At 63.4% G+C, this 25,439-nt stretch carries 25 protein-coding genes; 18 read left to right on the forward strand and 7 right to left on the reverse strand.

The window, feature by feature from the left end; translation table 11 throughout:
- The 3 genes from ABWW33_RS17795 (at window position 1) to clpB (ending at window position 5,644) form a co-directional block, all read left to right on the forward strand.
- Complete coding sequence (locus tag ABWW33_RS17795; RefSeq protein ID WP_353403055.1) at window positions 1-2,478, forward strand: DUF349 domain-containing protein; 2,478 nt, start codon at window positions 1-3, stop codon at window positions 2,476-2,478.
- Complete coding sequence (locus ABWW33_RS17800) at window positions 2,475-2,954, forward strand: molybdenum cofactor biosynthesis protein MoaE (RefSeq protein ID WP_353403056.1); 480 nt, start codon at window positions 2,475-2,477, stop codon at window positions 2,952-2,954. The genes ABWW33_RS17795 and ABWW33_RS17800 overlap by 4 nt, the downstream gene beginning before the upstream one ends.
- Before the next feature lie 101 nt (window positions 2,955-3,055).
- Window positions 3,056-5,644, forward strand: a complete 2,589-nt coding sequence (gene clpB / locus ABWW33_RS17805) for an ATP-dependent chaperone ClpB (RefSeq protein WP_353403057.1) — start codon at window positions 3,056-3,058, stop codon at window positions 5,642-5,644.
- Here the strand turns inward: clpB and ABWW33_RS17810 are convergent.
- From ABWW33_RS17810 to ABWW33_RS17820, 3 genes are all read right to left on the reverse strand, one after another.
- A complete protein-coding gene (locus tag ABWW33_RS17810) occupies window positions 5,637-6,329 on the reverse strand; it encodes a phytanoyl-CoA dioxygenase family protein (RefSeq protein WP_353403058.1) in 693 nt (230 codons plus the stop codon). The genes clpB and ABWW33_RS17810 overlap by 8 nt on opposite strands.
- 22 nt (window positions 6,330-6,351) lie before the next feature.
- Window positions 6,352-7,302 carry a GGDEF domain-containing protein gene (locus ABWW33_RS17815; protein WP_353403059.1) on the reverse strand — a complete coding sequence of 317 codons (951 nt, stop codon included), beginning with the start codon at window positions 7,300-7,302 and terminating at the stop codon, window positions 6,352-6,354.
- Window positions 7,303-7,367: 65 nt separating this feature from the next.
- Window positions 7,368-8,156, reverse strand: coding sequence for an AraC family transcriptional regulator (locus ABWW33_RS17820; protein WP_353403060.1), 789 nt, complete (start codon window positions 8,154-8,156; stop codon window positions 7,368-7,370).
- A 91-nt stretch (window positions 8,157-8,247) separates the two neighbouring features.
- Here ABWW33_RS17820 and ABWW33_RS17825 point away from each other — a divergent pair, with 91 nt between their 5' ends.
- The 4 genes from ABWW33_RS17825 (at window position 8,248) to aceA (ending at window position 13,718) form a co-directional block, all read left to right on the forward strand.
- Window positions 8,248-9,474, forward strand: a complete 1,227-nt coding sequence (locus ABWW33_RS17825; protein WP_353403061.1) for an MFS transporter — start codon at window positions 8,248-8,250, stop codon at window positions 9,472-9,474.
- A gap of 164 nt (window positions 9,475-9,638) precedes the next feature.
- Window positions 9,639-11,552 (forward strand): methyl-accepting chemotaxis protein, encoded by a 1,914-nt coding sequence (locus ABWW33_RS17830; RefSeq protein WP_444551003.1) that lies wholly within the window; start codon window positions 9,639-9,641, stop codon window positions 11,550-11,552.
- Between the two features lie 73 nt (window positions 11,553-11,625).
- Entirely contained in the window at window positions 11,626-12,120 is a 495-nt protein-coding gene (gene rraA / locus ABWW33_RS17835) for a ribonuclease E activity regulator RraA (protein WP_353403206.1), read from the forward strand.
- Window positions 12,121-12,422: 302 nt separating this feature from the next.
- Complete coding sequence (gene aceA, locus ABWW33_RS17840) at window positions 12,423-13,718, forward strand: isocitrate lyase (RefSeq protein ID WP_353403063.1); 1,296 nt, start codon at window positions 12,423-12,425, stop codon at window positions 13,716-13,718.
- A gap of 49 nt (window positions 13,719-13,767) precedes the next feature.
- On the opposite strand, the gene ABWW33_RS17845 is transcribed toward aceA, so the two are convergent.
- Complete coding sequence (locus tag ABWW33_RS17845) at window positions 13,768-13,986, reverse strand: hypothetical protein (RefSeq protein ID WP_353403064.1); 219 nt, start codon at window positions 13,984-13,986, stop codon at window positions 13,768-13,770.
- A 2-nt stretch (window positions 13,987-13,988) separates the two neighbouring features.
- Window positions 13,989-14,246, reverse strand: coding sequence for a hypothetical protein (locus ABWW33_RS17850; RefSeq protein ID WP_176651616.1), 258 nt, complete (start codon window positions 14,244-14,246; stop codon window positions 13,989-13,991).
- Between the two features lie 175 nt (window positions 14,247-14,421).
- On the opposite strand from ABWW33_RS17850, the gene ABWW33_RS17855 reads away from it, so the two are divergent.
- Both ABWW33_RS17855 and ABWW33_RS17860 read left to right on the forward strand, forming a co-directional pair.
- A complete protein-coding gene (locus ABWW33_RS17855; RefSeq protein WP_176651615.1) occupies window positions 14,422-15,351 on the forward strand; it encodes a 23S rRNA (adenine(2030)-N(6))-methyltransferase RlmJ in 930 nt (309 codons plus the stop codon).
- A 105-nt stretch (window positions 15,352-15,456) separates the two neighbouring features.
- Complete coding sequence (locus ABWW33_RS17860; RefSeq protein WP_353403065.1) at window positions 15,457-16,725, forward strand: EAL and HDOD domain-containing protein; 1,269 nt, start codon at window positions 15,457-15,459, stop codon at window positions 16,723-16,725.
- Window positions 16,726-16,734: 9 nt separating this feature from the next.
- Here ABWW33_RS17860 and ABWW33_RS17865 read toward each other — a convergent pair whose 3' ends face one another.
- Together ABWW33_RS17865 and ABWW33_RS17870 are read right to left on the reverse strand one after the other, a co-directional pair.
- Window positions 16,735-17,460 (reverse strand): SAM-dependent methyltransferase, encoded by a 726-nt coding sequence (locus ABWW33_RS17865; RefSeq protein WP_353403066.1) that lies wholly within the window; start codon window positions 17,458-17,460, stop codon window positions 16,735-16,737.
- A gap of 8 nt (window positions 17,461-17,468) precedes the next feature.
- Window positions 17,469-18,059 (reverse strand): Maf-like protein, encoded by a 591-nt coding sequence (locus ABWW33_RS17870; RefSeq protein WP_353403067.1) that lies wholly within the window; start codon window positions 18,057-18,059, stop codon window positions 17,469-17,471.
- A 128-nt stretch (window positions 18,060-18,187) separates the two neighbouring features.
- Here ABWW33_RS17870 and ABWW33_RS17875 point away from each other — a divergent pair, with 128 nt between their 5' ends.
- From ABWW33_RS17875 to ABWW33_RS17915, 9 genes are all read left to right on the forward strand, one after another.
- On the forward strand, window positions 18,188-18,685 hold the full coding sequence (locus ABWW33_RS17875; protein WP_176651611.1) for a YceD family protein: 498 nt from the start codon (window positions 18,188-18,190) through the stop codon (window positions 18,683-18,685).
- A 183-nt stretch (window positions 18,686-18,868) separates the two neighbouring features.
- Window positions 18,869-19,051 (forward strand): 50S ribosomal protein L32, encoded by a 183-nt coding sequence (gene rpmF, locus ABWW33_RS17880; RefSeq protein WP_008449924.1) that lies wholly within the window; start codon window positions 18,869-18,871, stop codon window positions 19,049-19,051.
- Window positions 19,052-19,244: 193 nt separating this feature from the next.
- A complete protein-coding gene (gene plsX, locus ABWW33_RS17885; protein WP_353403068.1) occupies window positions 19,245-20,306 on the forward strand; it encodes a phosphate acyltransferase PlsX in 1,062 nt (353 codons plus the stop codon).
- A gap of 16 nt (window positions 20,307-20,322) precedes the next feature.
- Window positions 20,323-21,309: a beta-ketoacyl-ACP synthase III gene (locus tag ABWW33_RS17890; protein ID WP_353403069.1), complete on the forward strand. Its 987-nt coding sequence runs from the start codon at window positions 20,323-20,325 to the stop codon at window positions 21,307-21,309.
- A gap of 109 nt (window positions 21,310-21,418) precedes the next feature.
- Window positions 21,419-22,360 carry an ACP S-malonyltransferase gene (gene fabD / locus ABWW33_RS17895; protein ID WP_353403070.1) on the forward strand — a complete coding sequence of 314 codons (942 nt, stop codon included), beginning with the start codon at window positions 21,419-21,421 and terminating at the stop codon, window positions 22,358-22,360.
- 45 nt (window positions 22,361-22,405) lie between these two features.
- The gene (fabG, locus tag ABWW33_RS17900) at window positions 22,406-23,152 is read left to right on the forward strand and encodes a 3-oxoacyl-ACP reductase FabG (protein WP_176651608.1); all 747 of its coding nucleotides are present in this window, start codon (window positions 22,406-22,408) and stop codon (window positions 23,150-23,152) included.
- Window positions 23,153-23,307: 155 nt separating this feature from the next.
- Window positions 23,308-23,547 (forward strand): acyl carrier protein, encoded by a 240-nt coding sequence (gene acpP, locus ABWW33_RS17905; RefSeq protein ID WP_008449912.1) that lies wholly within the window; start codon window positions 23,308-23,310, stop codon window positions 23,545-23,547.
- 30 nt (window positions 23,548-23,577) lie between these two features.
- Window positions 23,578-24,825 carry a beta-ketoacyl-ACP synthase II gene (gene fabF / locus ABWW33_RS17910; RefSeq protein ID WP_176651607.1) on the forward strand — a complete coding sequence of 416 codons (1,248 nt, stop codon included), beginning with the start codon at window positions 23,578-23,580 and terminating at the stop codon, window positions 24,823-24,825.
- Window positions 24,826-25,001: 176 nt separating this feature from the next.
- On the forward strand, window positions 25,002-25,436 hold the full coding sequence (locus ABWW33_RS17915; protein ID WP_176651606.1) for a protein YgfX: 435 nt from the start codon (window positions 25,002-25,004) through the stop codon (window positions 25,434-25,436).
- Window positions 25,437-25,439: the final 3 nt, after the last annotated feature.

The raw sequence follows: 25,439 nt of genomic DNA on the forward strand, positions 1-25,439 counted from the left end.
ATGTTCGAATTCATCTTCAAGCGCACTAACGACCAGACGGCCGATCCGCAGGCTGACGGCGCAGCATCCGGGCAGGGCGCCGGCGAGGCCGCGTCCGCCGCATCGGCGAGCCGCCGCGACGAGCAGGCGCAGCTTGCCGCCACGCTGGCCGGTGACGAGGCTGCGGCCGTAGCGCTGATCCTGCACAGCGAATTCGCCGGCGTGCGGCTGGCGGCGGCCGAACATGTGCGGTCGCAACAATTCCTCGAGCAGGTGCAGCAGGCGATGCGCAATACCGACCGCCGCGTCGCCAAGCTGATGCAGGGCCGGCTGGAGGCGATCCGCTATCAGCAGGCCGAGCAGCAGAAGGCGCAGGCCTGCCTGGATCTGGCGAATAAATTGTTGCAGGACGAAAAGTTGACACCGAATCAGGTGGCCGAGCTGGACCGGCAGTGGAAGATCACGGCGCCGGTGCCGTCGCTGGCCGAGCCGTACGCCGTCGCGCGCGCCGCGCTGGCCGCCCGGCTGGAAGCGCAGGTCAATCTGCAGCGGACCATTATCGATGCGATGGCCGCCGTGCGTCAGTTGCCGTCGGCCGGACTGCCGCAGGACGAGGCCCTGCAGGCGCTGGAACTTCACACCGTCGCCCTGGCCGACTACCAGGCCGCGCCCGAACACAATGCGCTGCCCAAGCACTTGCTGAGCGACTACGCGCAGGCGGTCGAGCAAAGCCGCGCCGCCTTGGCGGCGCCGGCCCCACGCGCCGCCGCGGCGGAAGCCCCGGCAACGCCGGAAGCCGCCGACGGTGCCGCCGCCGCTTCTCCCACAGCCGGCAATACGCCACCGGCCGCGCGCGAGCCGAAAAAGGATGGCCCGCGCAATCCGGCCAAGGCCGCAGCGCCGAAGGAAACCGACAAAAAATTCCTGGAAACGCTGGACGCGATGGAAGCCGCGCTGGAGCAGGGCCATCTGCACGCCGCCGCCGACCACGACAAATGGCTCAAGGAGCACAAGACCCGCTTGTCGCCGGCCCAGACCGACCGCCTGAACCACGTTCGCGCCGAGCTCAAACGCCTGGGCGACTGGGCGCGCTGGGGCGGCAACGTCTCGCGCGAGGAACTGGTCAAGGCGGTGGAAGACCTGCCGGCGCTGGGCCTGGCGATGAGCGAGCTGGCCAAGAAGGTCGGCAGCATGCGCGACCGCTGGAAGGCGCTGGACGCCGTCTCCGGCCACGCGCCCAAGAGCTTGTGGGAGCGTTTCGACAACGCCTGCACCACCGCCTACGCGCCGGCCGCCGCCCACTTCAAGCAGCTGGCCGAAGAGCGCCACGCCAACGCCGCCAAGGCCCAGGCGCTGATCGATGAGACCCGCGCCATGGCCGCCAGCGCCGCCGGCGAAGGCGCCGACCTGAAAAACGTCGCCGCCGCCGGCCAGCGCCTGCGCCAGGTGTGGGGCCGCCTCGGCACCATCGACCGCAAGGAAAAACGCAAGCTCGACCAGGCCTTCGACAAGGCGCTGGCACAGATGCTGGCGCCGCTGGCCGAGCAGCGCAAGGTCGAGACCGCCAAGCGCGAGCAGCTGATCGCCGAAGCGGAGCAGATGCAGGCCACGGACCGCCACACGCTGGACAACCTGCGCCGCCTGCAGGAACGCTGGCAGGAGCAGGCCAAGGCGCTGCCGCTGGAACGCAAGGCCGAGCAGGCGCTGTGGCAGCGTTTCCGCGCCGCCTGCGACGCGATCTTCGCCAAGCGCAAGGAGACGGCGCACGCCGCCGATCACGAGCGCAAGGCGCACCTGCACGCACGCGAGGCGATTTGCAAGGAACTGGAAAGCGCCACCTTCACCGGCGACGACAAGGCGCAACTGGCGGCCATCGCCAAGGCGCTGCGCGATGCCGCCTCGGCCTGGAGCGGGACCGGCAGCGTGCCGCGTTCGGCGGAAGCCCGCATCACCCAGCGTTACCAGGCCGCCGTGACGTCGGTGCAGGGCCAGGCAGACGCCATCAAGCGTCGCGCCGGCGCCGCCCAGGCCAACGCGCTGCGCGACAAGCTGCGGCTGTGCCAGGCGCTGGAAAGCGCCATCGGCGCGGGCGAGACCGCCATCGACGGCGCCGACTGGCAAGCACGCTGGGCCGCGTTGCCGCCGCTGGCCGCCGATTACGAACGCGCGCTGCATGGCCGGCTCAGCGCCGCCCTGGGCGCGCTGGATGGCAAGCTTGGCGCCTATGCCGAGCAGCTGGAGCGCAACCGCGCCAAGCTGCTGGACGAAGTGCTGCGGCTGGAGATCGTGGCCGGCGTCGACAGCGGCGCCGAATTCGCGCGCGAACGCCTGAAGATGCAGGTCGAGGTGCTGCAATCGTCGCTGAAATCCGGACAGAAACCGCAGAGCGCGGGCGCCGCTTACCTGCAGCTGTGCGCCATGCCGGCGCTGGCCGACGATCGCACCGCCAGCCGCATCGAGCAGCTGTTCCGCCGCATCGGCGCCTCGGAGCGTGCATGACCGCGACCGGTAACCAGGTCCAGGTACGCATCCAGACCGAGGATTTCGACCTCTCCACCGAGTTGGCGCAACTGCGCGCCGCCAACCCCAAGATTGGCGCTATCGTGACGTTTGTCGGCACCGTGCGCGACCTGAACGACGGCGCCAGCGTGGCGGAGATGGAGCTGGAACACTATGCCGGCATGACCGAGCAGTCCATCCAGGCCATCATCGAGCAGGCCTCCCGGCGCTGGCCGCTGTTCGGCGCGCTGGTGATACATCGGGTCGGGCCGCTCAAGCCGATGGAGCAGATCGTGCTGGTGGCGGTGACGTCGGCGCATCGCGGCGAGGCCTTCGCCGCCTGCGAATTCATCATCGACTACCTGAAGACCGAAGCGCCGTTCTGGAAAAAAGAGCAGACGCCGGACGGCGCGCGCTGGGTCGACGCCCGTGTCAGCGATGACGCGGCGCTGGAAAAATGGAGCGCACCGAGCTGATTTGATGTAAGTCATGGATTTGTTGAATAAATAGGTGTCTCCTTGAAAACTGATCGCACATCCCTATGTATGCGATAAGTTAAATATATCGGAGCAATTCCATGCGGCAAGACAAACTCACCACCAAACTCCAGGAAGCCCTGTCGGACTCGCAGAGTCTGGCCGTGGGCAACGACAATCAATATATCGAACCGGTCCACCTGCTGACGGCGCTGCTGAACCAGAGCGACGGCAGCGCGCGTTCGCTGCTGCAGCGCGCCGGCGTCAACGTTGGCGGCCTGACCAAGGCGCTGGGCTCCTCGCTCGAGCGCCTGCCCAAGGTGTCCGGCACCGGCGGCGACGTCCAGGCCAGCCGCGAGCTGGTCTCGGTGCTGAACCTGGCGGACAGGGAAGCGCAGAAGCGCGTCGACCAGTTCATCTCCAGCGAGATGGTGCTGCTGGCGCTGACCGACGACAAATCGGACGCCGGCACGCTGGCGCGCGAAAACGGCCTGACCCGCAAGTCGCTGGAAGCGGCCATCGACACCGTGCGCGGCGGCGCCAAGGTCGATACGCAGGAGGCCGAAGGCCAGCGCGAGGCGCTGAAAAAATACACGCTGGACCTGACCGAGCGCGCCCGCGCCGGCAAGCTCGATCCGGTGATCGGCCGCGACGACGAGATCCGCCGCGCGATCCAGGTGCTGCAGCGCCGGACCAAGAACAATCCCGTGCTGATCGGCGAACCCGGCGTCGGCAAGACCGCCATCGTAGAAGGACTGGCGCAGCGCATCGTCAACAACGAGGTGCCCGATTCGCTCAAGGGCAAGCGCGTGCTGTCGCTGGACATGGCGGCGCTGGTGGCCGGCGCCAAGTATCGCGGCGAGTTCGAGGAACGATTGAAGGCCGTGCTGAAGGAACTGGCGATGGACGAGGGCCAGACCATCGTCTTCATCGACGAGATGCACACGATGGTCGGCGCCGGCAAGGCCGACGGCGCCATGGACGCGGGCAATATGCTCAAGCCTGCGCTGGCGCGCGGCGAGCTGCACTGCGTCGGCGCGACCACCCTGGACGAGTACCGCAAATACATCGAGAAGGATGCCGCGCTGGAGCGCCGCTTCCAGAAGATCCTGGTCGACGAGCCGTCGGTGGAAGCCACCATCGCCATCCTGCGCGGCTTGCAGGACAAGTATGAGCTGCACCACAAGGTCGCCATTTCGGACGCCGCCATCATCGCGGCGGCGGAACTGTCGCACCGCTACATCACCGACCGCTTCCTGCCCGACAAGGCGATCGACCTGATCGACGAGGCCGCGTCCAAGATCAAGATCGAGATCGATTCCAAGCCGGAGGTGATGGACAAGCTGGAACGCCGCCTGATCCAGCTGAAGATCGAGAAGGAAGCCGTCAAGAAGGAAAAGGACGAGGCCTCGCGCCGCCGCCAGGACCTGATCGACGAGGAGATCGTCAAGCTGGGGCGCGAACTGAACGACTACGAGGAAATCCTCAAGGCCGAGAAGGCGGTGGTGCAGGGCAGCACCCACATCAAGGAAGAGATCGACCGCATCAAGCTGCAGATGGAGCAGGCCACGCGCGAGAGCAACTGGCAGCGCGTGTCGGAACTGCAGTACGGCCGCCTGCCGGAGCTGGAAGCGCAGCTCAAGCAAGCCGAGAGCGTGAGCGCGAAGGAAGGCGAGGCGGCCAAGCCGAAACTGCTGCGCACCGAAGTCGGCGCCGAGGAGATCGCCGAGGTGGTGTCGCGCGCGACCGGCATTCCGGTGTCGCGCATGATGCAGGGCGAGCGCGACAAGCTGCTGCACATCGAAGAGAAGCTGCACGAGCGCGTGGTGGGGCAGGACGAGGCGATCGACGCCGTGTCCGACGCGATCCGCCGTTCGCGCGCCGGGTTGTCCGATCCGAACCGTCCGTATGGTTCCTTCATGTTCCTGGGGCCGACGGGCGTCGGCAAGACCGAGCTGTCGAAGGCGCTGGCCGGCTTCCTGTTCGACACCGAGGAATCGATGATACGCATCGACATGAGCGAATTCATGGAGAAGCACTCGGTGGCCCGCCTGATCGGCGCGCCGCCGGGCTATGTGGGCTACGACGAGGGCGGCTACCTGACCGAGGCCGTACGCCGCAAGCCGTACAGCGTGATCCTGCTCGACGAGGTGGAGAAGGCGCATCCGGACGTGTTCAACGTGCTGCTGCAGGCGCTGGACGACGGCCGCATGACCGACGGCCAGGGGCGCACGGTGGACTTCAAGAACACCGTCATCATCATGACGTCCAACCTGGGCTCGCACAAGATCCAGGCGATGGAGGAATCCGACCCGGGCGTGGTGAAGCTGGCGGTGATGGCCGAGGTGCGCTCGCATTTCCGCCCAGAGTTCATCAACCGTATCGATGAAATCGTCGTGTTCCACGGCCTCGATGAGAAGAACATCGGCGCCATCGCCAAGATCCAGCTGGCGATCCTGGAGCAGCGCCTGGCCAAGATGGAGATGACCTTGACGATCACCGAGGCGGGGCTGCACAAGATCGCGGAAGCGGGCTACGATCCGGTGTACGGCGCGCGGCCGCTGAAGCGGGCGATCCAGCAGCAGATCGAAAATCCGCTGTCGAAGATGATCCTGCAGGGCCGCTTCGGTCCGAAGGACACCATCCACATCGACGCCGATCCGGTCAGCGGCGAGCTGGCCTTTACCTGAGAGCGGCCGCCGGCGGCGCCACGGGCCATTCCAGCCCGTATGGCAATGCCGGCGGACCAAACAGGAAATGCAGCACCCGGCGGCGGCTGCCGCCGGTCGCCTTTGACGATGCGTGCAGCAACAGCGGACTCATTGCCATTCCACCGCCTTTTTCCACGGTGCAGACCACCTCGCCAAGTTTATCGCGCAACCGTGCCTTGTCGGCATCGCTGATGCGTCCCAGGCGGTGCGAACCTGGGACGAGTTTCAGGGCTCCGTCTTCCGCACCACACTCATCGATATGAAACCGCAGTGCCACCAGATTTTCAAGAACTGTCGATGGCGGCTGCACAAATATGGCGCCGTCCTTTTCCGACCAGCCGCTCAGCGCCGCGTTGTCGATACGGTTCCTGACTGGAATGCTGAGGTCCTGATGCAGCGCCACGAGCCAGTTGTGCGCTACCGACTTCTCAAAATACGTGCATTGAAAGCATACAAAATCGGGCTGGACCAGACGGGCCGAGATCAGCGTATCCCGAATCTCGTTCGCCAGTTGCGCGCACCAGTCGAACCGCAGCATCTGGCGAGCGCCCGCAACACCGTTCTCCATGCCGTTCAAGGCCGCGTCGATGATATGCAAGTGACTCGAATCGAACATCGCAGGGAAAGTCAGGTATCCCGATTGGCGAAATATGTCTGCTTGCATGGCTGATCTGCCTGGCGAATTGCTAGTGGTGGACGATGCGGTTGCGGCCGTCGCGTTTGGCGCGGTACAGCGCGTCGTCCGCCCGTTTCAGCACATCTTCGTAGGAACTGTCGCCGGGCAGCAGTTCGCTCAAGCCGCCGCTGATGGTGGCGCCGCGCCCCAGCGTGCCCAGTTCGCGCAGGGACTCCGCCACTTTTAGCCGCAGCCGCTCGGCGATCGGCATCGCCTGCTGCCAGCGAGTGTGCGGCATCACGATCACAAATTCGTCGCCGCCCAGCCGCGCGGCGAAGTCGGTGCTGCGCAGTTCATGCCGGCACACCTCGGCCGTGGTGACGATCGCCTTGTCGCCGCTCAGGTGGCCGTATTCGTCGTTGATGCCTTTGAATTGGTCGATGTCGAAGATCAGCACCGAAGTCGGCGTCTCGTAGCGGGCGTACAGCTCGTAGTGCTCGGTCAGCGCGGCCATCAGCTTGCGCCGGTTCGACAGTCCCGTCAGCGAATCGGTTTCGCTCTGCATGCGCAGCAGCGCCTCCAGCTTCTTGCTGGCGGTGATATTGCTGGCGACCCACAGCACCGCTTCTTCTCCCTGCACCAGGTGACCCAGCGCCTGCACGCGCCCCTCGAACCATACCGTGTCTTCCGGGCCGTCGCTGTCCAGGCCCTTGACGTCGGCGCGGGCGAGTTGATACTCGACCGCGTGCAAACCGGGGCTGTCCAGGGCATGGGCGATCTGCTCGATGAACCAGCCGGCCTTGTCGCGGTTCAGCACCTCCGGGATGCTTTTGCCGACCAGGCTGCTGCCGTCGTGATAGTAGCGGGCGTCGGTGCCGCCAAACAGCGCCGCGTAGCGGCCGCTGCGCGTGATGATGAATGCCGGATCCGGCAGCGCGGCCAGCAGCGCGGCGATCTGCCCGGTCGAGAGTTGCGACAAATCCGTCATGCGGTCCCGCTGTTCCAGTTGTTGAGTTTTCACTTATATACCGTACTTTCGTCCAAGACAACGTTAACGGTACATTTCTGCAAAACTTGACCAAATATCTATTTTTGTCCGAAAAAAGCGGTCGGCGTGCTGCCGAAGGTCTTCTTGAACATCGCCGAGAACGCCGACTGGCTGGCGTAGCCCAGTTGCGCGGCCACCTGCGACAGCGGCACGCCGCGCGTGATCAGCGGGGCGGCGTGCGCCAGCCGGACCTGCTGGCGCCACTGGCTGAAGCTCATGCCCAGTTCGCGCTCGAACAGGCGCGTCAGCGTGCGCTCGGAGGCGCCGACGCGGGCCGACCACGCTTCCAGCGTCAGCTCGGCGCCGGGCTCGTCGATCAGCGCGTTGCACAGGGTTTTCAGGCGCTTGTCCTGCGGCAGCGGCACGCGCAGCGGGCGCTCGGCGCAGCGCGGCAGTTCGTCGAGGATCATGTCGGCCAACAGCTGTTCGCGGCTCGATTGCTCGTGCTGGTCGTGCTGTTCGAACGCGGCCATCAGTTCACGCAGCAGGCCGGACACTTCGACCACCTTGCAGTCGTCGGCAAAGGGCGAGCGGCTGGCGTGCACGCACAGCGGCCGCAGGCGGGTCGGCTCCAGCACGGTGACCGCGTGCACCACGTCCGGCGCGATCCAGACGGCGCGCTGCGGCGGCACGATCCAGCTGCTGTTGTTGGCGGTCACCCGCATCACGCCTTGCAGCGCATAGGTGAACTGGCCCCATGGGTGATGGTGCGGCAGCAGCACGGCGTCGGCCGGCAGGTCGCGGCCGGACATGGTCAGCGGCCGGGCCGGGGTGGGATAGTCGCAATCCCAGTTGAACTGCGTGTGCGTGACGACAGGGATGGGCATGGCGGAAATTCGATAAATGTTGACTCTCTATCTTAAATCAGCCGGGGCGGAAATGCTTACACTGTGTTTTCTTTTTCAGCAGGGGAGCGGTATGGACGACAAATCGTTGCTGCGGCAGGACGCCAGGGTCATCGGCCTGGTCGGGCTGGCGCATGGCACGTCGCACTTTTATCACGTGATCATGGCGGCGCTGATTCCCTGGCTGAAACCGGAATTCCACCTGAGTTATTCCGAGCTGGGCTTGCTGATGACCGTGTTTTTCGTGGTCTCGGGCATCGGCCAGGCGCTGGCGGGATTTGTGGTGGACCGCTTCAGCGCCCGGGCCGTGCTGTTCGGCGGCATCTCGCTGCTGGGCTTGTCGGCGGTGCTGCTGTCGAGCGCACACAGCTATGCGCAGCTGATGCTGGGCGCCTTGCTGGCCGGCTGCGGCAACAGCGTGTTCCATCCGGCCGACTACACGCTGCTGAACCAGCGCGTGTCCAGGGCGCGGCTGGCGCATGGTTTCTCGGTGCACGGCATCAGCGGCAATATAGGCTGGGCTGTGTCGCCGCTGTTCCTGACCTACGTTGCCGCCCGCACAGACTGGCGCACCGCGCTGCTGTGCGCGGCGTTGCTGCCGCTGAGCGTGCTGGCGCTGCTGGTATGGAATCGCCATGCGCTGCGTCCCGAAGCTGCCGCCGAAGTTGCCGCATCACGTGCAGCATCCGGTAAAACGTCCGGCACGCTGGGTTTCCTGCGGCTGCGTGTCGTATGGATGTGCTTTGCCTTCTTCCTGATCTCCGCCGTGGCGCTGGCCGGCATCCAGACCTTTGCCGCCACCAGCCTGGTGAGCCTGTACGGCATGTCGCTGGCCTGGGCCACCGCAGCCTATACCTCGTACATGGTGGCCTCGGCGTTCGGCATGCTGTACGGTGGTTTCCTCGGCGCCGGCAGCCGCCATCACGACCGCATCATTATCGCCGCCTTCGGCACTGCCGCCGTGCTGGCATTGATACTGGCCGCCGCCGTGGTGCCCGCCTGGGCGGCCGTCATGCTGATGGCGCTGATCGGTTTGGTGACCGGCATCTCCGGTCCGTCGCGTGATTTGATGATACGCGGCGCGGCGCCGGCCAACGCCACCGGTCGCGTGTTCGGCGTTGTCTATTCCGGGCTCGACAGCGGCCTGGCGCTCGGCCCGCTGCTGTTCGGCGCGCTGATGGACGCCAACCATCCGGCTGGCGTGTTCATCGGCATCGGCGTGTTCCAGGCGCTGGTGATATTGACCACGATAGGCGTCGGCGGCAGGCGCCGCATGGCCGGGATTCCCGAGGCGATATAGTTTCGACAGCGTCGCGCAGGGTTCACAGTTCTCGGAAAAACGTATCAATATTCAAGCCAGCGTGCCATGATTGTCTATCGATTTTTTTGCACAGGCACATCGGATTGTCTTGCAAAATAGAAGCGACACACGCGGCGATGTGCGGTTTTTTTTGGAGAGACATGATGCTTGCAAACATGAAGGTCGCAACCCGGCTCGGGCTTGGCTTTGGCGTCGTCATCATCCTGCTGCTGGTGCTGTCGGTCGTCAGCCTGATGCGCCTGGCGGTGCTCAACGACGGCGTTCGCCGCATTACCGAGGACCGCTATCCCAAGGTCATACTTTCGAATGAAATGATCAAGCAAACCATCGACAACGGCCGCCAGCTGCGCAGCATGCTGCTGGCCAACAGCGATGAGGAGCGTGAAAAATTCAAGGGTATCGTGGCCGCCAACCGGGGCAAGATTGCCGACGAGCTGTCCAAGTTGGACAAGCTGATCACCACCGAAAAAGGCCGCCAGATGTATCGCGACATCGTCGACAAGGGCAATCTGCTGACCCCCAAATACGACCAGTTGTATGCGCTGGCCAAGTCCGACCCGAAGCGCGCGGTGGAATACATGAAGGGCGACTTTGTCGAAGCCAACAACGCCTATTGGGGCGCGTTGGAAACCATCGCCAAGTACGAAAGCGAACAGATGGATAAGGAGACGCAGGGGGCCGATGAGGTCTACGCCGCCACGCGCCAGCTGGTGATACTGCTGTCGGCGGCCGCTGTGCTGGCGGCGGTGGCGATCGCCTGGCTGATCACGCGCGACCTGGTGCGGCGCCTGGGGGGCGAGCCGGGCTATGCGGCGGACCTGATGGCGCGCATCTCGCAAGGCGATCTGAATGCCGAGGTGGTGACGCGGCCGGGTGACAGCGGCAGCATGCTGTATGCCGTCAAGGAAATGATGGGCAAGCTGCGCCAGGTGGTGGACGGCCAGCGCAGCGTGGTGACGGCCGCCAACCGCGGCAATTTCGAGGCACGGGTCGACCTCAACGGCTTGCAAGGCTTCCAGCGCGAAATGGGCGAAGGCTTGAACCAGCTGGCCACCACCACCGGCGCCAGCATCGCCGACGTGGTGCGGGTGATGGGCGCCATGTCCGAAGGCGACCTGACCAAGACCATCGACAAGCCTTATGAAGGCGCGTTCGCCGAGCTGAAGGAATACGCCAACAACACGGTCGCCAAGCTGGCTCAGGTGGTTAGCGAAGTCAACAACAACGCCGAAGCGCTGGCGGCGGCGTCCGAGCAAGTCAGCGCCACCGCGCAGGCGCTGGCGCAGGCGGCCTCCGAGCAGGCCGCCAACGTCGAGGAAACGTCGGCCTCGGTGGAGCAGATGACGGCCTCGGTGGCGCAGAACACCGAGAACGCCAAGGTCACCGACGCCATGGCCAGCAAGGCCTCCGGCGAAGCGAGCGAGGGCGGCGAGGCGGTGCGTTCGACCGTGGCGGCGATGAAGCAGATCGCGGCCAAGGTCTTGATCATCGACGACATCGCCTATCAGACCAATCTGCTGGCGCTGAACGCCGCGATCGAGGCGGCCCGCGCCGGCGAGCACGGCAAGGGCTTTGCCGTGGTGGCGGCCGAGGTGCGCAAGCTGGCCGAGCGCAGCCAGGTGGCGGCGCAGGAAATCGGCCAGGTGGCCAGCGGCAGCGTCGAGCTGGCCGAGCGGGCCGGGCAGATGTTGGGCGCGATGGTGCCCAACATTAAGAAGACCTCGGACCTGGTGCAGGAAATCACGGCCGCCTCGGAAGAACAGTCCGCCGGCCTCACCCAAATCAACTCGGCCATCAGCCAGCTGAGCCAGACCACCCAGCAGAACGCGTCCGGATCGGAAGAGCTGGCCTCGACGGCCGAACAAATGAGCAGCCAGGCCGAGGAATTGCAGCAGACCATGGGCTTCTTCTCGATCGGCGGCGGCGCGCGGACGCCGGCGCCGCAGCGCGGCGGCAGCGTCAGGCTGATGCGGCCGCGGCAGGCGTCGAGCCTGCGCACGCTGGCCAGCGGCCAAAGCATGCTGGAGCCGGACGAAGCGGACTTCGTGCGGTATTAACTTTTGTGCGGGTTGAACAGTCGCGGTCTTTCAGCATAGAATCGGTGCCATCTTTATAACGCCGAGGACCATGATGAATTTCGCCACCACCGATTTATGCGACGACAACAGCAAGCTGCTGGACGACGGCCGGCTGGCCGTGCTGCCGCCGGTCTTCCGCCACTTCGGCAAGTACGTGCAGTTCTTCGGCCGCGTCACCACGCTGAAGGTGCATGAGGACAATGCGATCGTGCGCGCGATGCTGGAAACGCCGGGGGACGGCAACGTGCTGGTGATCGACGGCGGCGGCAGCATGCGCCGCGCGCTGGTCGGCGGCCAGCTCGGCCTGCTGGCCCAGGACAACGGCTGGTCCGGCATCGTGGTCGACGGCTGCATCCGCGACACCGACGAACTCAACGCCTGCGAAATCGGCGTGCGCGCGCTGGGCGCCCATCCGCAAAAGAGCAGCAAGAAGGGCGCCGGCGAGCGCAACCTGCGGGTGCACATCGCCGGCGTGCCGGTCAACCCGGGCGACTGGATCTACGCCGACGCCGACGGCATCCTGGTGGCGCAGCAAAAACTGTTCTGACTCCCTGCCTCTTTTCTTGCCGCCCAACAAATTCGAGCGATCTGTTGGGCGCTACCATCAATCCCTCCCGGTTTTTCATCTGACGAAAATGCCGTTCCACATCGCGAAATTTGATGTGTGAGCGCAGCATGATTTTCTTCCATGGAGAGAAATTTCTTTCCGTATCGTGGAAAATAATAATTAACTAGTTGATTTGTATGGGTTTTAATTTAGTTATATGTCTTATATAAGACTATTGGTGCCTAGCACAAAAAGGTCTACCATTTGTTTAACAGATGTCGCATTTAACTAAGGAGAACACCATGGCAACTCGTGAACAGCAAATCGCAGCCCTGCAGAAAGACTGGGATAGCAACCCGCGCTGGAAGGGCGTCACCCGCGCCTACACGGCCGAGGATGTGGTACGCCTGCGCGGTTCCCTGCAGATCGAGCACACGCTGGCCAAGCGCGGTGCGGAAAAGCTGTGGGACCTGGTCAACAACGAGCCCTTCGTCAACGCGCTGGGCGCGCTGACCGGCAACCAGGCCATGCAGCAAGTCAAGGCCGGCCTGAAGGCGATCTACCTGTCCGGCTGGCAGGTTGCGGGCGACGCCAACCTGGCCGGCGAGATGTACCCGGACCAGTCGCTGTATCCGGCCAATTCGGTGCCGATGGTCGTCAAGCGCATCAACAACACCTTCCAGCGCGCCGACCAGATCCAATGGTCCGAAGGCAAGGATGACATCGACTTCTTCGCGCCCATCGTGGCCGATGCGGAAGCCGGCTTCGGCGGCGTGCTGAACGCCTACGAGTTGATGAAGTCGATGATCGACGCCGGCGCCGCCGGCGTGCACTTCGAAGACCAGCTCGCTTCGGTCAAGAAATGCGGCCACATGGGCGGCAAGGTGCTGGTGCCGTCGCGCGAAGCCGTGGAAAAACTGACGGCGGCCCGGCTGGCGGCCGACGTCATGGGCACCTCGACGCTGGTGATCGCCCGTACCGACGCCGAGGCGGCCGACCTGCTGACCTCGGACGTGGACGACAACGACCGCCCGTTCTGCACCGGCGAGCGCACCGTCGAGGGCTTCTACAAAGTCAGGCCGGGCATCGACCAGGCGATTTCCCGCGCGCTGGCTTACGCGCCGTACGCCGATCTGGTCTGGTGCGAAACCGGCAAGCCCGACCTGGCCTTCGCCAAGCAGTTCGCCGATGCCGTGCACGCCAAATTCCCGGGCAAGATGCTTGCCTACAACTGCTCGCCGTCGTTCAACTGGAAGAAAAACCTGGACGACGCCACCATCGCCAAGTTCCAGAAAGAACTGGGCGCCATGGGCTACAAGTTCCAGTTCATCACGCTGGCCGGTTTCCACGCGCTGAACTACGGCATGTTCAACCTGGCGCACGGTTACGCGCGCCGCCAGATGTCGGCCTTCGTGGAGCTGCAGGAAGCCGAGTTCGCCGCCGCCGAGAAGGGCTTCACCGCGGTCAAGCACCAGCGCGAAGTCGGCACCGGCTACTTCGATGCGGTGACCCAGACCATCCAGAACGGCCAGTCGTCGACCACCGCGTTGCACGGTTCGACTGAAGACGAGCAATTCTTCGACAAGAAGGTGGCCTGAGGGAAGGCCGCAGCGTAGAGGGACTTGCCGGCGCTGCGGCTGTTTTACTTCAAGGTTGCTGTTGATGCTGCTGCAAGTGGTGACGTAGGCGCCGCTGGAACTCGTCGATATCGTCAACCGTGGCCAGGTCGTCGTCCACATCGATCATGTGGGTGCTGTGGCCGGGAGCGAACGACACGCTGGCTTCCACATCGCCCTTTTTCTCCGACAGGGAATGTCCCTGGACGGCGCCCAGCACGTTGCCGTGCGCATCCGTTACGATGGTCATCTTCATGACATGCCTCCGCCTTGCAGGTTGTGGAAGGCGCCACCCACGCCCTGGTTGTGGATCTGCACGAAATAGGTGGCGTTGCCGTCGTTTTCCTTGCGCTTGCTTTGCTGGTCCGCCATGTGCACGGCGCCCTGGTTGGGCGCCTTGACATCGGCCGAGGCAAACTGCGTGCCGTGATCGCTGCCGTAGCTGTAGCTCCAGAACGCCGTTTGGCCGGGCGCCAGGAAGGTCAGCGGACCTACGTTATTGAAAGACATGATCTCCTCCTTGAAAAGTCTCCGCGCATGCAAATGCAGCGCGGCAGTTCCATGCTAGCCCCCACACTGGCGCACGCTTTGATGCAAACGATGTGTGCGCTTTTTTGGCTGGATCGCCTTTCTAGTGGATAATGCGGGATTGTTCCGCACCACCCATTTAGGAAATACCAAGCTTATGTTGAGTTACCGCCACGCCTTTCACGCGGGTAATCACGCCGATGTGTTGAAGCATTTCGTGACCATCCAGTTGCTGCAGTATCTGAATCAAAAAGATACCGCATACAGCTACATCGACACCCACTCCGGCGCCGGCGTGTACGCGCTCGACGGCACGTTCGCCTCCAAGAACGCGGAGTACGATACCGGCATCGGCCCGCTGTGGGAGCGCACCGACATGCCTGCGGCGGTCAAGGAATATGTCGACCTGGTGCGCGCCATGAACCCGAGCGGCAAGATGCGCTACTACCCCGGTTCGCCGTACATCGCCGACCAGGTCGCGCGCGAGCAGGACCGCCTGCGCCTGTTCGAGTTGCATCCGGCCGATTCGAAACTGCTGGCCGATAACTTCCGCAAGCTCGAAGAGCACGCCGCGCAGCAGGGCATCCGTCCGACCACGCGCGGCAAGCGCGTGCTGATCACCCGTGGCGACGGCTTCCAGGCGCTGAAGGCGCTGCTGCCGCCGCCGTCGCGCCGCGCGCTGGTGCTGATCGATCCGCCGTATGAAGACAAGATGGACTATAAGAAGGTCAAGGACACGCTGGCCGACGCGCTGGTGCGTTTCCCGACCGGCACCTATGCCGTCTGGTACCCGCTGCTGCAGCGCATGGAGTCGCGCCAGTTCGCCGACAAGCTCAAGCAGCTGCAGGCGTCGAGCTGGCTCAACGTCGTGCTGACCACCAACACGCCGATGCCGGACGGCTTCGGCCTGCACAGCAGCGGCATGTTCATCCTCAATCCGCCGTACACGCTGGAGCCGATGCTGAAGGAAGCCATGCCCTACCTGGTCAAGGTGCTGGGCAAGGACTCCGGCGCGCGCTTCACGCTCGAGAGCGGCACACCGACGGCTACGCGCAACAACGCCGTGCGCCGCCCCGTTACACGATAGAAAAATGTTGTCAGGACGGTATAGTACGGTTAGTCTGGTGGATAGCGGGCCGCTGCAGGAGACAGCCGCCCGGTAATCAAGCAGATTGCAGATTGGGAGCTTCCCATGATGATGACGACTACGCCGGTACCGTCCCACTTTGCTGACAATTTCTTTTTGGCGCGCCAGCCCATCCTCAATCGGGGACAGCGGCTGGTGGCCTACGAATTGCTGTTCCGCGACGCGCGGCAGCGCAACGAAGCCGACGTCACCGACGATGCGGAAGCGACCGCCACCGTCATCGCGCATGCCTCCGAGCTGGGCATGGGGCAGGTGGTCGGCGACCAGATGGCCTTCGTCAACGTCGACGCCGTCGGGCTGATGAGCGACTTCATCCGCTTCCTGCCGAACGACAAAGTCATCCTTGAAATCCTTGAAACGGTGAAGGCCACGCCGGAAGTGATGGACCGCGTGCGCGAGCTCAAGCAGGCCGGCTTCAAGTTCGCGCTGGACGACGTGATCGGCCATTCCGAGGACGTGCAAAAGCTGCAGCCCTTGTGCGACGTGATCAAGGTCGACATCAAGGACATGCAGCCGGGCACCTTGCAGGCGCTGGCGCGGGTGCTGAAGAACCCCAAGCAAAAGCTGCTGGCCGAGAAAGTCGAGACCATCGAGGAGTTCCAGCAATGCATGGAGCTGGGCTTCGAATATTTCCAGGGCTATTATTTCGCGCGGCCGGTGATCCTGAGCGGCAAGAAGATCTCGCCGTCGCAGCGCAGCGTGTTGCACCTGCTGGATTTGCTCAACACGGACGCCACCAGCCAGGAGATCGAGCGCAGCGTCAAGCACGATGCGCTCATCACGCTGAACCTGCTGCGGCTGGTGAACACGCCGGCGGTAGGCGCCCGCTACCGCATCAACTCGGTCGGCCATGCGCTGATGGTGCTGGGCCGGCGCCAGCTGCAGCGCTGGCTGCAGATCCTGCTGTACGTGAAGAACGGCGGCACGCAGGAATTCACGTCGCCGCTGCTGCAACTGGCCACCACGCGCGGCAAGACGATGGAGCTGATGGTCGAGCACCTGCGGCCGGGGCAGCGCGTCAGCGCCGACATCGGCTTCACGGTGGGGGTGATGTCGCTGATGGACACGCTGTTCTCTATCCACATGCGCGACGTGCTCGACAGCGTCAACGTGCTGGACGAGGTGCGCGCCGCGCTACTGCATCGCAGCGGCGACTATGGCAGCATGCTGAACCTGATCGAGCACATAGAAAAAGCCGGCGACGGCAAGACGCTGGCGCCACTGCTGCACCAGCTGGCGCTGAAGCCGTCCGAGCTGTACGCGATCCAGCTGGCCGCCATCGAATGGGTGACCGAGTACGCCCGCCACATCTGACCCCGGATTTTATTGGCCCAGCAGCAGGAAGACTGTGGGCTTCTTGTGGAAGTCGGGCGCCTTGGCGGTTTTCCATTGGGCCGCGGTCATCGTGCGGATGGTTTCCGACGGCAGGCTGAGGTCGGTCGCCACGCAGACCAGCGTGCCCGGCGCGCAGGCCGTCACCAGCGCTTCCAGCATGGCGGCGTTGCGGTACGGCGTTTCGATGAACAGCTGCGTCTGCTTTTCCTTGCGCGAGCGCTGCTCCAACTCCTTGATGCGGACGGCGCGCTGCGCGGCGTCGGTCGGCAGGTAGCCGTTGAAGGCGAAGCTCTGTCCGTTCAGGCCGCTTGCCATCACCGCCAGCAGCAGCGACGACGGCCCGACCAGCGGCCGCACCGGGATGTTGTGCTGGTGCGCCAGCCGCACCAGGTCGGCGCCGGGGTCGGCCACCGCCGGCACGCCGGCTTCCGACACCAGGCCGCCATCCTGTCCCGCCAGCAGCGGCGCCAGCAGGCCCGCCAGCGCGGCGGCCGGGGTGTTGACGTTGAGTTCGGAAATCTTGATCTCTTGCAGCGGCTTGGCCAGCGGATGCCGGGCGTTCACCAGTTTTAAAAACGCGCGCGCCGTCTTGGCGTTTTCGGCGACGAAGTAGTCGAGCTGCGAGGTGATGCGCTGCACCTGTTCGGGCAGCACGTTGGCGAGCGCTTCGGTCTCGCCCAGGGTGTTCGGTATTAAGAAGAGGGTGCCGGGCATAAAAATCTTTAGGTATTGAAAAAGGAGACGCCAATCCTGCGCAGCATGCCTGTCAGCGCGATCAAAGGCAAGCCGGTGAGGGCGGTCGGGTCGCCGCTGTCGATGCGCTCGAGGATGGCGATGCCCAGCGCCTCGTTCTTGGCGCTGCCGGCGCAGTCGTACGGCTGTTCGATGCGCAGGTAGGCGTCCAGCTCGGCGTCCGGCAGGTCGCGGAAGGTGACGGCGGTCCGGATATCCTCGACCTGCGCCTGGCCGTTCCGCCCGTCAAACACGCACAGCGCGGTGTGGAAGATCACTTCGCGGCCGCGCATCTTCCGCAGCTGGGCCAGCGCGTTGGCGTGGTTGCCGGGCTTGCCGATCTGCTCGCCGTCCAAAGTGGCGACCTGGTCGGAGCCGATGACGATGTAGCCCGGCATCTTGGCGGCCACGGCGGCGGCCTTCTCGCGCGCCAGCCGCAGCGCGGTGGCGCTGGGCGATTCCCCGGCCAGCGGCGTTTCGTCGATGTCCGGCACCGCGACCTCGAACGGCAGTTGCAGCCGTGATAACAATTCCTTGCGATAGGCCGAACTGGAGGCGAGTACGAGTAAACTTGATGTCATGAGGGGAATGTTATATGCTCTGTCGCCGGTAACGCCAGCGGCAAAAAGAACGAAAAAAAACGCTAAGGCTTTGACTTGATGACGAAAACCCTGCTATTATCGCAGGTTTTCCGGGGAAATTTTCTGTAATGAATGCTATTGTGATCGACGCCTTTGATTTTTGTCGGAGCAACGGCAGCAGAGAGGGCGTGACGCCCGTTGCCGAAATGACCCGTTTGACCAAGGATTGCGCCGATACTTCCGGCACGATTTCCTGGAAGGTAGTAGGGGGCACCAGCAAGATGGGCTTCCCGCAGATGACGCTGTCGGTATCCGGCACCGTGCAACTGGTCTGCCAGCGCTGCCTGACGCCTTATGCTCACACCATCGACGCCTCGACGCTGTTGATGCTTGGTAAGGATGATGAGCAGGCGGATGAAATTGAAGAAATGATCGACGACGAGACGATCGATGTCATCGTCGGCAGCCGCAGTATGGAGCTGATGGATCTGGTGGAAGACGAAGCGCTGCTGGCCCTGCCGCATACGCCGAAACACGATGTCTGCCCCGATTCCGCCCTGCTGGACAAGGCAAAAAGCGAGAAGTTGTCGCCGTTCGACGCCCTCAAGGGCCTCAAATCCGAATAAGTAGTGTTGTAAAGAACGTGTCAAACGCGTGTAGTAAATCGAGTATGGCAAGTCAGCAGTGAAATGTAGTAAATCTCAGTTTAACTATGCCGGTTCAGTTTTGCCGGCAGGATACTCGATTCGCATGTATTTGCTGGTCGAATGTGTTAAAATTTTAGAACTTATGTATTAGGAGTCATTAACATGGCAGTTCAACAGAACAAGAAGTCCCCATCGAAGCGCGGTATGCACCGTTCGCACGATTTCCTGGTTGCTCCACAACTGGGCATCGAGCCAACCACCGGTGAAACCCACCTGCGTCACCACATCAGCCCTAACGGCTTCTACCGTGGTCGTAAAGTCCTGAAAACCAAAAACGACGAGTAATCGACGCTTTTGCTGGACTCGGAAATAGGCGGTGCTGCGTGGTTGACTCGCATGCATCGCTTTTTCTTTTTCTTCGGCTGCAATCCTCTTTTGCACACCGTCATTTTGAAACGCGTAGACCTGGACAGTGTAGGTCCGCAGCTTGCCGCAGCTTGCCCCGCAAGGGCTGGAGCGTGGTACTGAATCAAAACAAATGACAATCAAAATTTCTATCGACTGCATGGGCGGAGATCACGGCCCGTCGGTCACTATCCCCGCAGCTATTTCCTTCGTCAAACGCGAACCAGATGCTGAACTGATACTAGTCGGTTTGGAAGACGTCATCCGCGCCGAATTGAAGAAGCATCACGCCGACGCCCATCCGCGCCTGAGCGTGGTGCACGCCTCCGAGCAGGTCACCATGGACGATCCGCTCGAAGTGGCCCTGCGCCGCAAGAAGGATTCGTCGATGCGCGTGGCCATCGAGCAGGTCAAGGACGGCAAGGCGCAGGCGTCGGTCTCGGCCGGCAACACCGGCGCGCTGATGGCCGTGGCCCGCTACGTGCTCAAGACCATGACCGGCGTCGACCGTCCGGCCATCTGCAGCATCATGCCGAACCAGAAGGGCGGCCCGACCTACATGCTGGACCTGGGCGCCAACGTCGACTGCGAACCGCATCACCTGCACCAGTTCGCCATCATGGGTTCGGTGCTGGTGTCGGCGATGGAAAACATTCCTCGCCCGACCCTGGGCCTGCTGAACGTGGGCACCGAGGACATCAAGGGCAACGACGTGGTCAAGGCCACCAGCAAGCTGCTGCAGACCGACCATGAGCGAGGCGCGCTGAACTTCTATGGCAACGTCGAGGGCAACGACATCTTCAAGGGTACCACCGACATCGTCGTCTGCGACGGTTTCGTCGGCAATGTCACGCTGAAGGCGGTCGAGGGCGTGGCCCGCTTCTTTGCCGACACGGTCAAGTCCGAATTCACCCGCAATCCGCTGACGATGCTGAGCGCCCTGATCGGCCGCGGCGCCTTGAATTCGATCAAGAAGCGCCTGTCGCCGTCGCGTTATAACGGTGCCAGCCTGCTGGGTTTGCGCGGCCTGGTGTTCAAGAGCCATGGCGGCGCCGACGCATATTCCTTTGAATGGGCGATCAAGCGGGCGTATGATGCTGCAAAAAATGATGTGTTGCCGCATATTTCGACGTTGATCGCCGAGCTCATGCCGCGTAACACCGAAACTCCGGAAGTACCTAGCTCAACTATTTAGTGGACGGTAGAACGGCATGACTTTGTACAGCAAAATTATCGGCACCGGCAGCTATCTGCCGGAGAAGCGCGTGACCAACCAGGAACTGGCTGATCAACTCGCCGCCAAAGGCATCGAGACCTCTGACGAATGGATCGTCAGCCGCAGCGGCATATCGGCGCGTCACTTCGCCGAGCCGGAACAGAAATCGTCGGACCTGGCGGTCAACGCCGCCAAGAAGGCGCTGGAGATGGCCGGCCTGCAGCCGAACGACATCGACCTGATCGTGCTGGCCAGCTCGACGCCGGACTTCTTCGGCAGCTTCCCCAGCACCGCCTGCATCGTGCAGAAAAAACTGGGCATGACCAACAACAGCGCGGCGGTCGACGTGCAAGCCGTGTGCAGCGGCTTCGTCTACGCCGTCTCCACCGCGGACGCCTTCATCCGCGCCGGCGTGCACAAGAACGTGCTGGTCATCGGCTCCGAAGTGTTTTCGCGCATCCTCAATTTCGACGACCGCACCACCTGCGTGCTGTTCGGCGACGGCGCCGGCGCCATCGTGCTGAGCGCGTCGGAAGAGCCGGGCATCCTGGCCACCAAGCTGCACGCGGACGGTCGCCATTCGGACATCCTCAGCATTCCAGGCTCGGTCGACGGCGGCGCCGTTGCCGGCAGCGCCTTCCTGTACATGGACGGCCCGGCGGTGTTCAAGCTGGCCGTGTCGGTGCTGGAGAAGGTCGCCCACGAGGCGCTGGACAAGGCCAATATGACGGCCGACCAGATCGACTGGCTGATCCCGCACCAGGCCAATCTGCGCATCATGAACAGCACGGCCAAGAAGCTGGGCCTGCCGGCTGAAAAAATGGTGGTCACCGTGGACCAGCATGGCAATACCTCGGCCGCGTCGATCCCGCTGGCGCTGGACGTCGCCGTGCGCGACGGCCGCATCCAGAAGGGCCAGAACATCATGATGGAAGGTGTTGGTGGCGGCTTCACCTGGGGCGCTGTCCTGGCGCGTTTCTGAGCCCCTTTTTAAGCCTGGATTAGAATTAGAGTTCTAACGAGCTCGGCGGTAGTAATGCTGTCACGATGGCATGCTAGCGTGCTCACAATTATTATCAGACGGACCAAGTATGACTAAATTTGCTTTTGTATTCCCGGGCCAGGGTTCGCAAGCGATTGCGATGATGGACGGCTTCGCCGGCAATCCGGTGGTGGCGCAAACCATCGCCGAAGCGTCCGACGCGCTGCAGTTCGACCTGGGCAAGCTGATGGCCGAAGGGCCGAAGGAAGAGCTGGACCTGACCACCAACACGCAGCCGGTCATGCTGACCGCCGCCGTGGCCGTCTATCGCGCGTGGATCGCCGCCGGCGGTCCGCTGCCGTCCGTCGTTGCCGGCCACAGTCTGGGTGAATATTCGGCGCTGGTGGCGGCCGGCGTGATTGCCTTCAAGGATGCCGTGCCGCTGGTGCGCTTCCGCGCGCAGGCGATGCAGGAAGCCGTGCCGGTCGGGCAGGGCACGATGGCCGTGGTGCTGGGCCTGTCGGACGAAGACGTCCGCGCCGCCTGCGCCGAAGCGGCTGCCGCCGCCGCGGGTTCCGTGGTCGAGGCCGTCAACTTCAACGCGCCCGCGCAAGTGGTCATCGCCGGCGACACCGCCGCCGTCGAGCGCGCCTGCGAAATCGCCAAGGCCAAGGGCGCCAAGCGCGCCATGAAGCTGCCGGTGTCGGCGCCGTTCCACTCGTCGCTGCTGAAGCCGGCCTCGGACCGCCTGCGCGACTACATGGCCGGCCTGACCTTCTCGGCGCCGCAAATCACGCTGATCAACAACGTCGACGTCGCCGTGCTGAGCGATCCGGCCTCGATCAAGGACGCGCTGGTGCGCCAGGCCGCCTCGCCGGTGCGCTGGGTCGAAACCATGCAGAAAGTCGCCGCCGAAGGCATCACGCAAGTGGTCGAATGCGGCCCGGGCAAAGTGCTGATGGGCTTGACCAAGCGCATCGATGCCACGCTGGTGGGCGACGCGATTACCGATCAAGCCTCGTTGGAGCGCGTCTTGAGCTTGCTCAAGTAAGCAGCGGCGACTTCAGGCAGACTCCATCAACACAGAAGGACATCCATGAATTTAGCAAATCAAGTAGCGCTGGTCACCGGCGCATCGCGCGGCATCGGCAAGGCCATTGCCCAGGAACTGGCGCGCCAGGGCGCCAAGGTGATCGGCACCGCCACCACCGAAGCGGGCGCGGAAGCGATCAGCGCCTACCTGGCCGAGATCGGCGCCGAAGCGGGCAAGGGCATGGTCTTGAACGTCACCGACGCCGAGCGCTGCGCCGCCGTCATCGACGAGATCGGCAAGACCTTCGGCGCCGTCGGCATCCTGGTCAACAACGCCGGCATTACGCAGGACCAGCTGGCCATGCGCATGAAGGACGAGGAGTGGGACAACGTCATCGCCACCAACCTGAGCTCGGTCGGCCGCCTGTCGCGCGCCGTCTTGCGCGGCATGATGAAAGCTAAGACTGGGCGTATCATTAACATCACTTCGGTGGTGGCGTCCTCCGGCAATCCTGGCCAGATGAATTACGCCGCCGCCAAGGCCGGCGTGGAAGGCATGGGCCGCGCGCTGGCGCGCGAAATCGGCAGCCGCAACATCACCGTCAACAGCGTGGCGCCGGGCTTCATCGACACCGACATGACCAAAGCGCTGGGCGAAGAGCAGCATGCCGCCCTGCTGACGCAAATTCCTCTGGCGCGCCTGGGCAAGCCTGAGGATATCGCTGCGGCCGTCGCCTTCCTGGCGTCGCCGCAAGCGGCCTATATTACCGGTACCACCCTTCACGTGAACGGCGGTATGTACATGAATTGACGGGTTGCGGCTTCGGATTGAAGCCGATTCTTGTCTTTTAGCAGTGATTTCGGAATAGTTGTCGACAAAATCGCAGCACTCACCGAAATTAGTTTTTCAGTGCGCAAACCTGATAAAATGCGCGCTTTCCGTAACAAACAAAATGGAGCCATAACATGTCGGATATCGAACAACGCGTTAAGAAAATCGTCGCTGAGCAACTGGGCGTCGCCGAAGCAGACATCAAGATCGAATCCTCGTTCGTCGACGACCTCGGCGCAGACTCCCTGGACACCGTGGAACTGGTGATGGCCCTGGAAGATGAATTCGAAATGGAAATCCCTGACGAACAAGCAGAAAAAATCACCACCGTGCAGCAAGCGATCGACTACGCTACCGCTCACGTCAAGGCGTAATTTCTGCCCGATCGACTTTAGGAGAATCGCTTGAGAGGTTCTAAAAACCGTCGTGTTGTCGTTACCGGCCTGGGCGCCGTGACCCCGATCGGCAATAACATTGCTGAGACCTGGGCCGCGGCTGTCGAGGGCAAGTCCGGTATCGCCACCATCACCAAGTTTGACGCAACAGCTTTCAGCACCCGCTTTGCCGGCGAAGTCAAAGGCTTCAACATCGAGGACTATATCTCGGCCAAGGAAGCCCGCCACATGGATACCTTCATCCATTACGGCATGGCGGCCGGCATCCAGGCTGTGCAGGACTCCGGCGTGGTCGTCACCGAAGAGAATGCCGATCGCATCGGCGTCATCATCGGTTCCGGTATCGGCGGCCTGCCGATGATCGAAGAACAGAAGGAAGACTACGACAAGCGCGGTCCGCGCCGTATCTCGCCGTTCTTCGTGCCTGCCTCGATCATCAACATGATCTCGGGCAACCTGTCGATCAAGTACGGCATGCGTGGTCCTAACCTGTCGATCGTGACGGCTTGCACCACCGGCCTGCACTGCATCGGCGCGGCCGCCCGCATGATCGAGTACGGCGATGCCGACGTCATGGTGGCCGGCGGTGCGGAATCGACCGTGTCGCCGCTGGGCCTGGGCGGTTTCGCCTCGGCCAAGGCGCTGTCGTCCCGCAACGACGATCCGGCGACCGCATCCCGTCCATGGGATACGGACCGCGACGGCTTCGTGCTGGGCGAAGGCGCCGGCGTGATGGTGCTCGAAGAGTACGAACGCGCCAAGGCACGCGGCGCCAAGATCTATGCGGAACTGGTCGGCTTCGGCATGAGCGCCGATGCTTACCACATGACCTCGCCTTTGGAAGATGGCAGCGGCGGCAGCAAGTCGGCGCAAGCCGCGCTGGCCAACGCCGGCATCAACCCGGACCAGGTGCAGTACGTGAACGCGCACGGCACCTCGACGCCGCAGGGCGACGTGGCTGAAGTGCAGGGCATCAAGCGCACCTTCGGCGACCACGCCAAGAAGCTGGTGGTCAATTCGACCAAGTCGATGACCGGCCACCTGCTGGGCGGCGCCGGCGGCCTGGAAGCAGTGTTTACGGTGCTGGCGATCCACCATCAGGTGTCGCCTCCGACCATCAACCTGTTCAACCAGGACCCGGCGTGCGACCTGGACTTCTGCGCCAACGTGGCCCGTCCGATGAAGATCGAGTATGCAGTCAAGAACTCGTTCGGCTTCGGCGGCACCAACGGCAGCCTGGTGTTCGGCAAGATCTAAGCTTCAAAAAGTTCGACCCCGCGTTGAACTAATCCCCGCAATCCCTGTCTAAACAGGGTGAGCGTGGATTCGGCGCCGGCATTCGCCGGCGCCAGAATTGCCCGGCCTTCGCGGCCGGCGCTTCCGAATGTAATCCCCCTGTTTGATTGACTGTTGTTTGCCAGGCCTCGTCTGCCATGTCGATTGCGGTCTCTGTCATCGTTCGCCCCTCGTCCGGCCTGCGCGCGCTGCATGCCGGCTTGTGCTGTTGCGTGATGGCCTCGTCCGTCCTCTGCCTGGACGCGGGCTGGGCTGCGCCATTGCTGTGCGGGTTGGCCGGGTTGGCCGGCCTGCTGGCGGGCCGCTCGCGGCGTATTGTGCGCCGGCTTGATATATCCGGTGTCGGGCAGTTGCGGCTGACGGTATACCAAGAGAACGGGGCGCCATTGCGCCTGCTGGAGGGTTCGACCTTATGGCCGGGCCTGCTGCTATTGCGGCTGGGCGGGGATGACGGCGATGTGCGGCTGCTGCTGGTGCTGCCCGATAGTGTGACGCGAGCCGATTGGCGCGTCCTGTCGCTGGCGTGCCGGGCGATTGCCGCACGGGCTGAAATAAAACCGCAAACACTGTGAACT

It is taken from the genome of Duganella hordei, from assembly GCF_040369125.1.
GTDB classification, from domain to species: Bacteria; Pseudomonadota; Gammaproteobacteria; order Burkholderiales; family Burkholderiaceae_D; genus Rugamonas; species Rugamonas hordei.

Coding starts and splice junctions, on each gene's coding strand:
- ABWW33_RS17865 (WP_353403066.1), bottom strand. CDS start 17,460: ATGCCCGGCACCCTCTTCTTAATACCGAACACCCTGGGCGAGACCGAA.
- ABWW33_RS17855 (WP_176651615.1), top strand. CDS start 14,422: ATGTTGAGTTACCGCCACGCCTTTCACGCGGGTAATCACGCCGATGTG.
- plsX (WP_353403068.1), top strand. CDS start 19,245: ATGACAATCAAAATTTCTATCGACTGCATGGGCGGAGATCACGGCCCG.
- ABWW33_RS17810 (WP_353403058.1), bottom strand. CDS start 6,329: ATGCAAGCAGACATATTTCGCCAATCGGGATACCTGACTTTCCCTGCG.
- fabD (WP_353403070.1), top strand. CDS start 21,419: ATGACTAAATTTGCTTTTGTATTCCCGGGCCAGGGTTCGCAAGCGATT.
- aceA (WP_353403063.1), top strand. CDS start 12,423: ATGGCAACTCGTGAACAGCAAATCGCAGCCCTGCAGAAAGACTGGGAT.
- ABWW33_RS17915 (WP_176651606.1), top strand. CDS start 25,002: ATGTCGATTGCGGTCTCTGTCATCGTTCGCCCCTCGTCCGGCCTGCGC.
- clpB (WP_353403057.1), top strand. CDS start 3,056: ATGCGGCAAGACAAACTCACCACCAAACTCCAGGAAGCCCTGTCGGAC.
- rpmF (WP_008449924.1), top strand. CDS start 18,869: ATGGCAGTTCAACAGAACAAGAAGTCCCCATCGAAGCGCGGTATGCAC.
- ABWW33_RS17800 (WP_353403056.1), top strand. CDS start 2,475: ATGACCGCGACCGGTAACCAGGTCCAGGTACGCATCCAGACCGAGGAT.
- ABWW33_RS17870 (WP_353403067.1), bottom strand. CDS start 18,059: ATGACATCAAGTTTACTCGTACTCGCCTCCAGTTCGGCCTATCGCAAG.
- ABWW33_RS17820 (WP_353403060.1), bottom strand. CDS start 8,156: ATGCCCATCCCTGTCGTCACGCACACGCAGTTCAACTGGGATTGCGAC.
- acpP (WP_008449912.1), top strand. CDS start 23,308: ATGTCGGATATCGAACAACGCGTTAAGAAAATCGTCGCTGAGCAACTG.
- fabG (WP_176651608.1), top strand. CDS start 22,406: ATGAATTTAGCAAATCAAGTAGCGCTGGTCACCGGCGCATCGCGCGGC.
- rraA (WP_353403206.1), top strand. CDS start 11,626: ATGAATTTCGCCACCACCGATTTATGCGACGACAACAGCAAGCTGCTG.
- ABWW33_RS17825 (WP_353403061.1), top strand. CDS start 8,248: ATGGACGACAAATCGTTGCTGCGGCAGGACGCCAGGGTCATCGGCCTG.
- ABWW33_RS17845 (WP_353403064.1), bottom strand. CDS start 13,986: ATGACCATCGTAACGGATGCGCACGGCAACGTGCTGGGCGCCGTCCAG.
- ABWW33_RS17830 (WP_444551003.1), top strand. CDS start 9,639: ATGCTTGCAAACATGAAGGTCGCAACCCGGCTCGGGCTTGGCTTTGGC.
- ABWW33_RS17890 (WP_353403069.1), top strand. CDS start 20,323: ATGACTTTGTACAGCAAAATTATCGGCACCGGCAGCTATCTGCCGGAG.
- ABWW33_RS17795 (WP_353403055.1), top strand. CDS start 1: ATGTTCGAATTCATCTTCAAGCGCACTAACGACCAGACGGCCGATCCG.
- ABWW33_RS17850 (WP_176651616.1), bottom strand. CDS start 14,246: ATGTCTTTCAATAACGTAGGTCCGCTGACCTTCCTGGCGCCCGGCCAA.
- ABWW33_RS17875 (WP_176651611.1), top strand. CDS start 18,188: ATGAATGCTATTGTGATCGACGCCTTTGATTTTTGTCGGAGCAACGGC.
- ABWW33_RS17860 (WP_353403065.1), top strand. CDS start 15,457: ATGATGATGACGACTACGCCGGTACCGTCCCACTTTGCTGACAATTTC.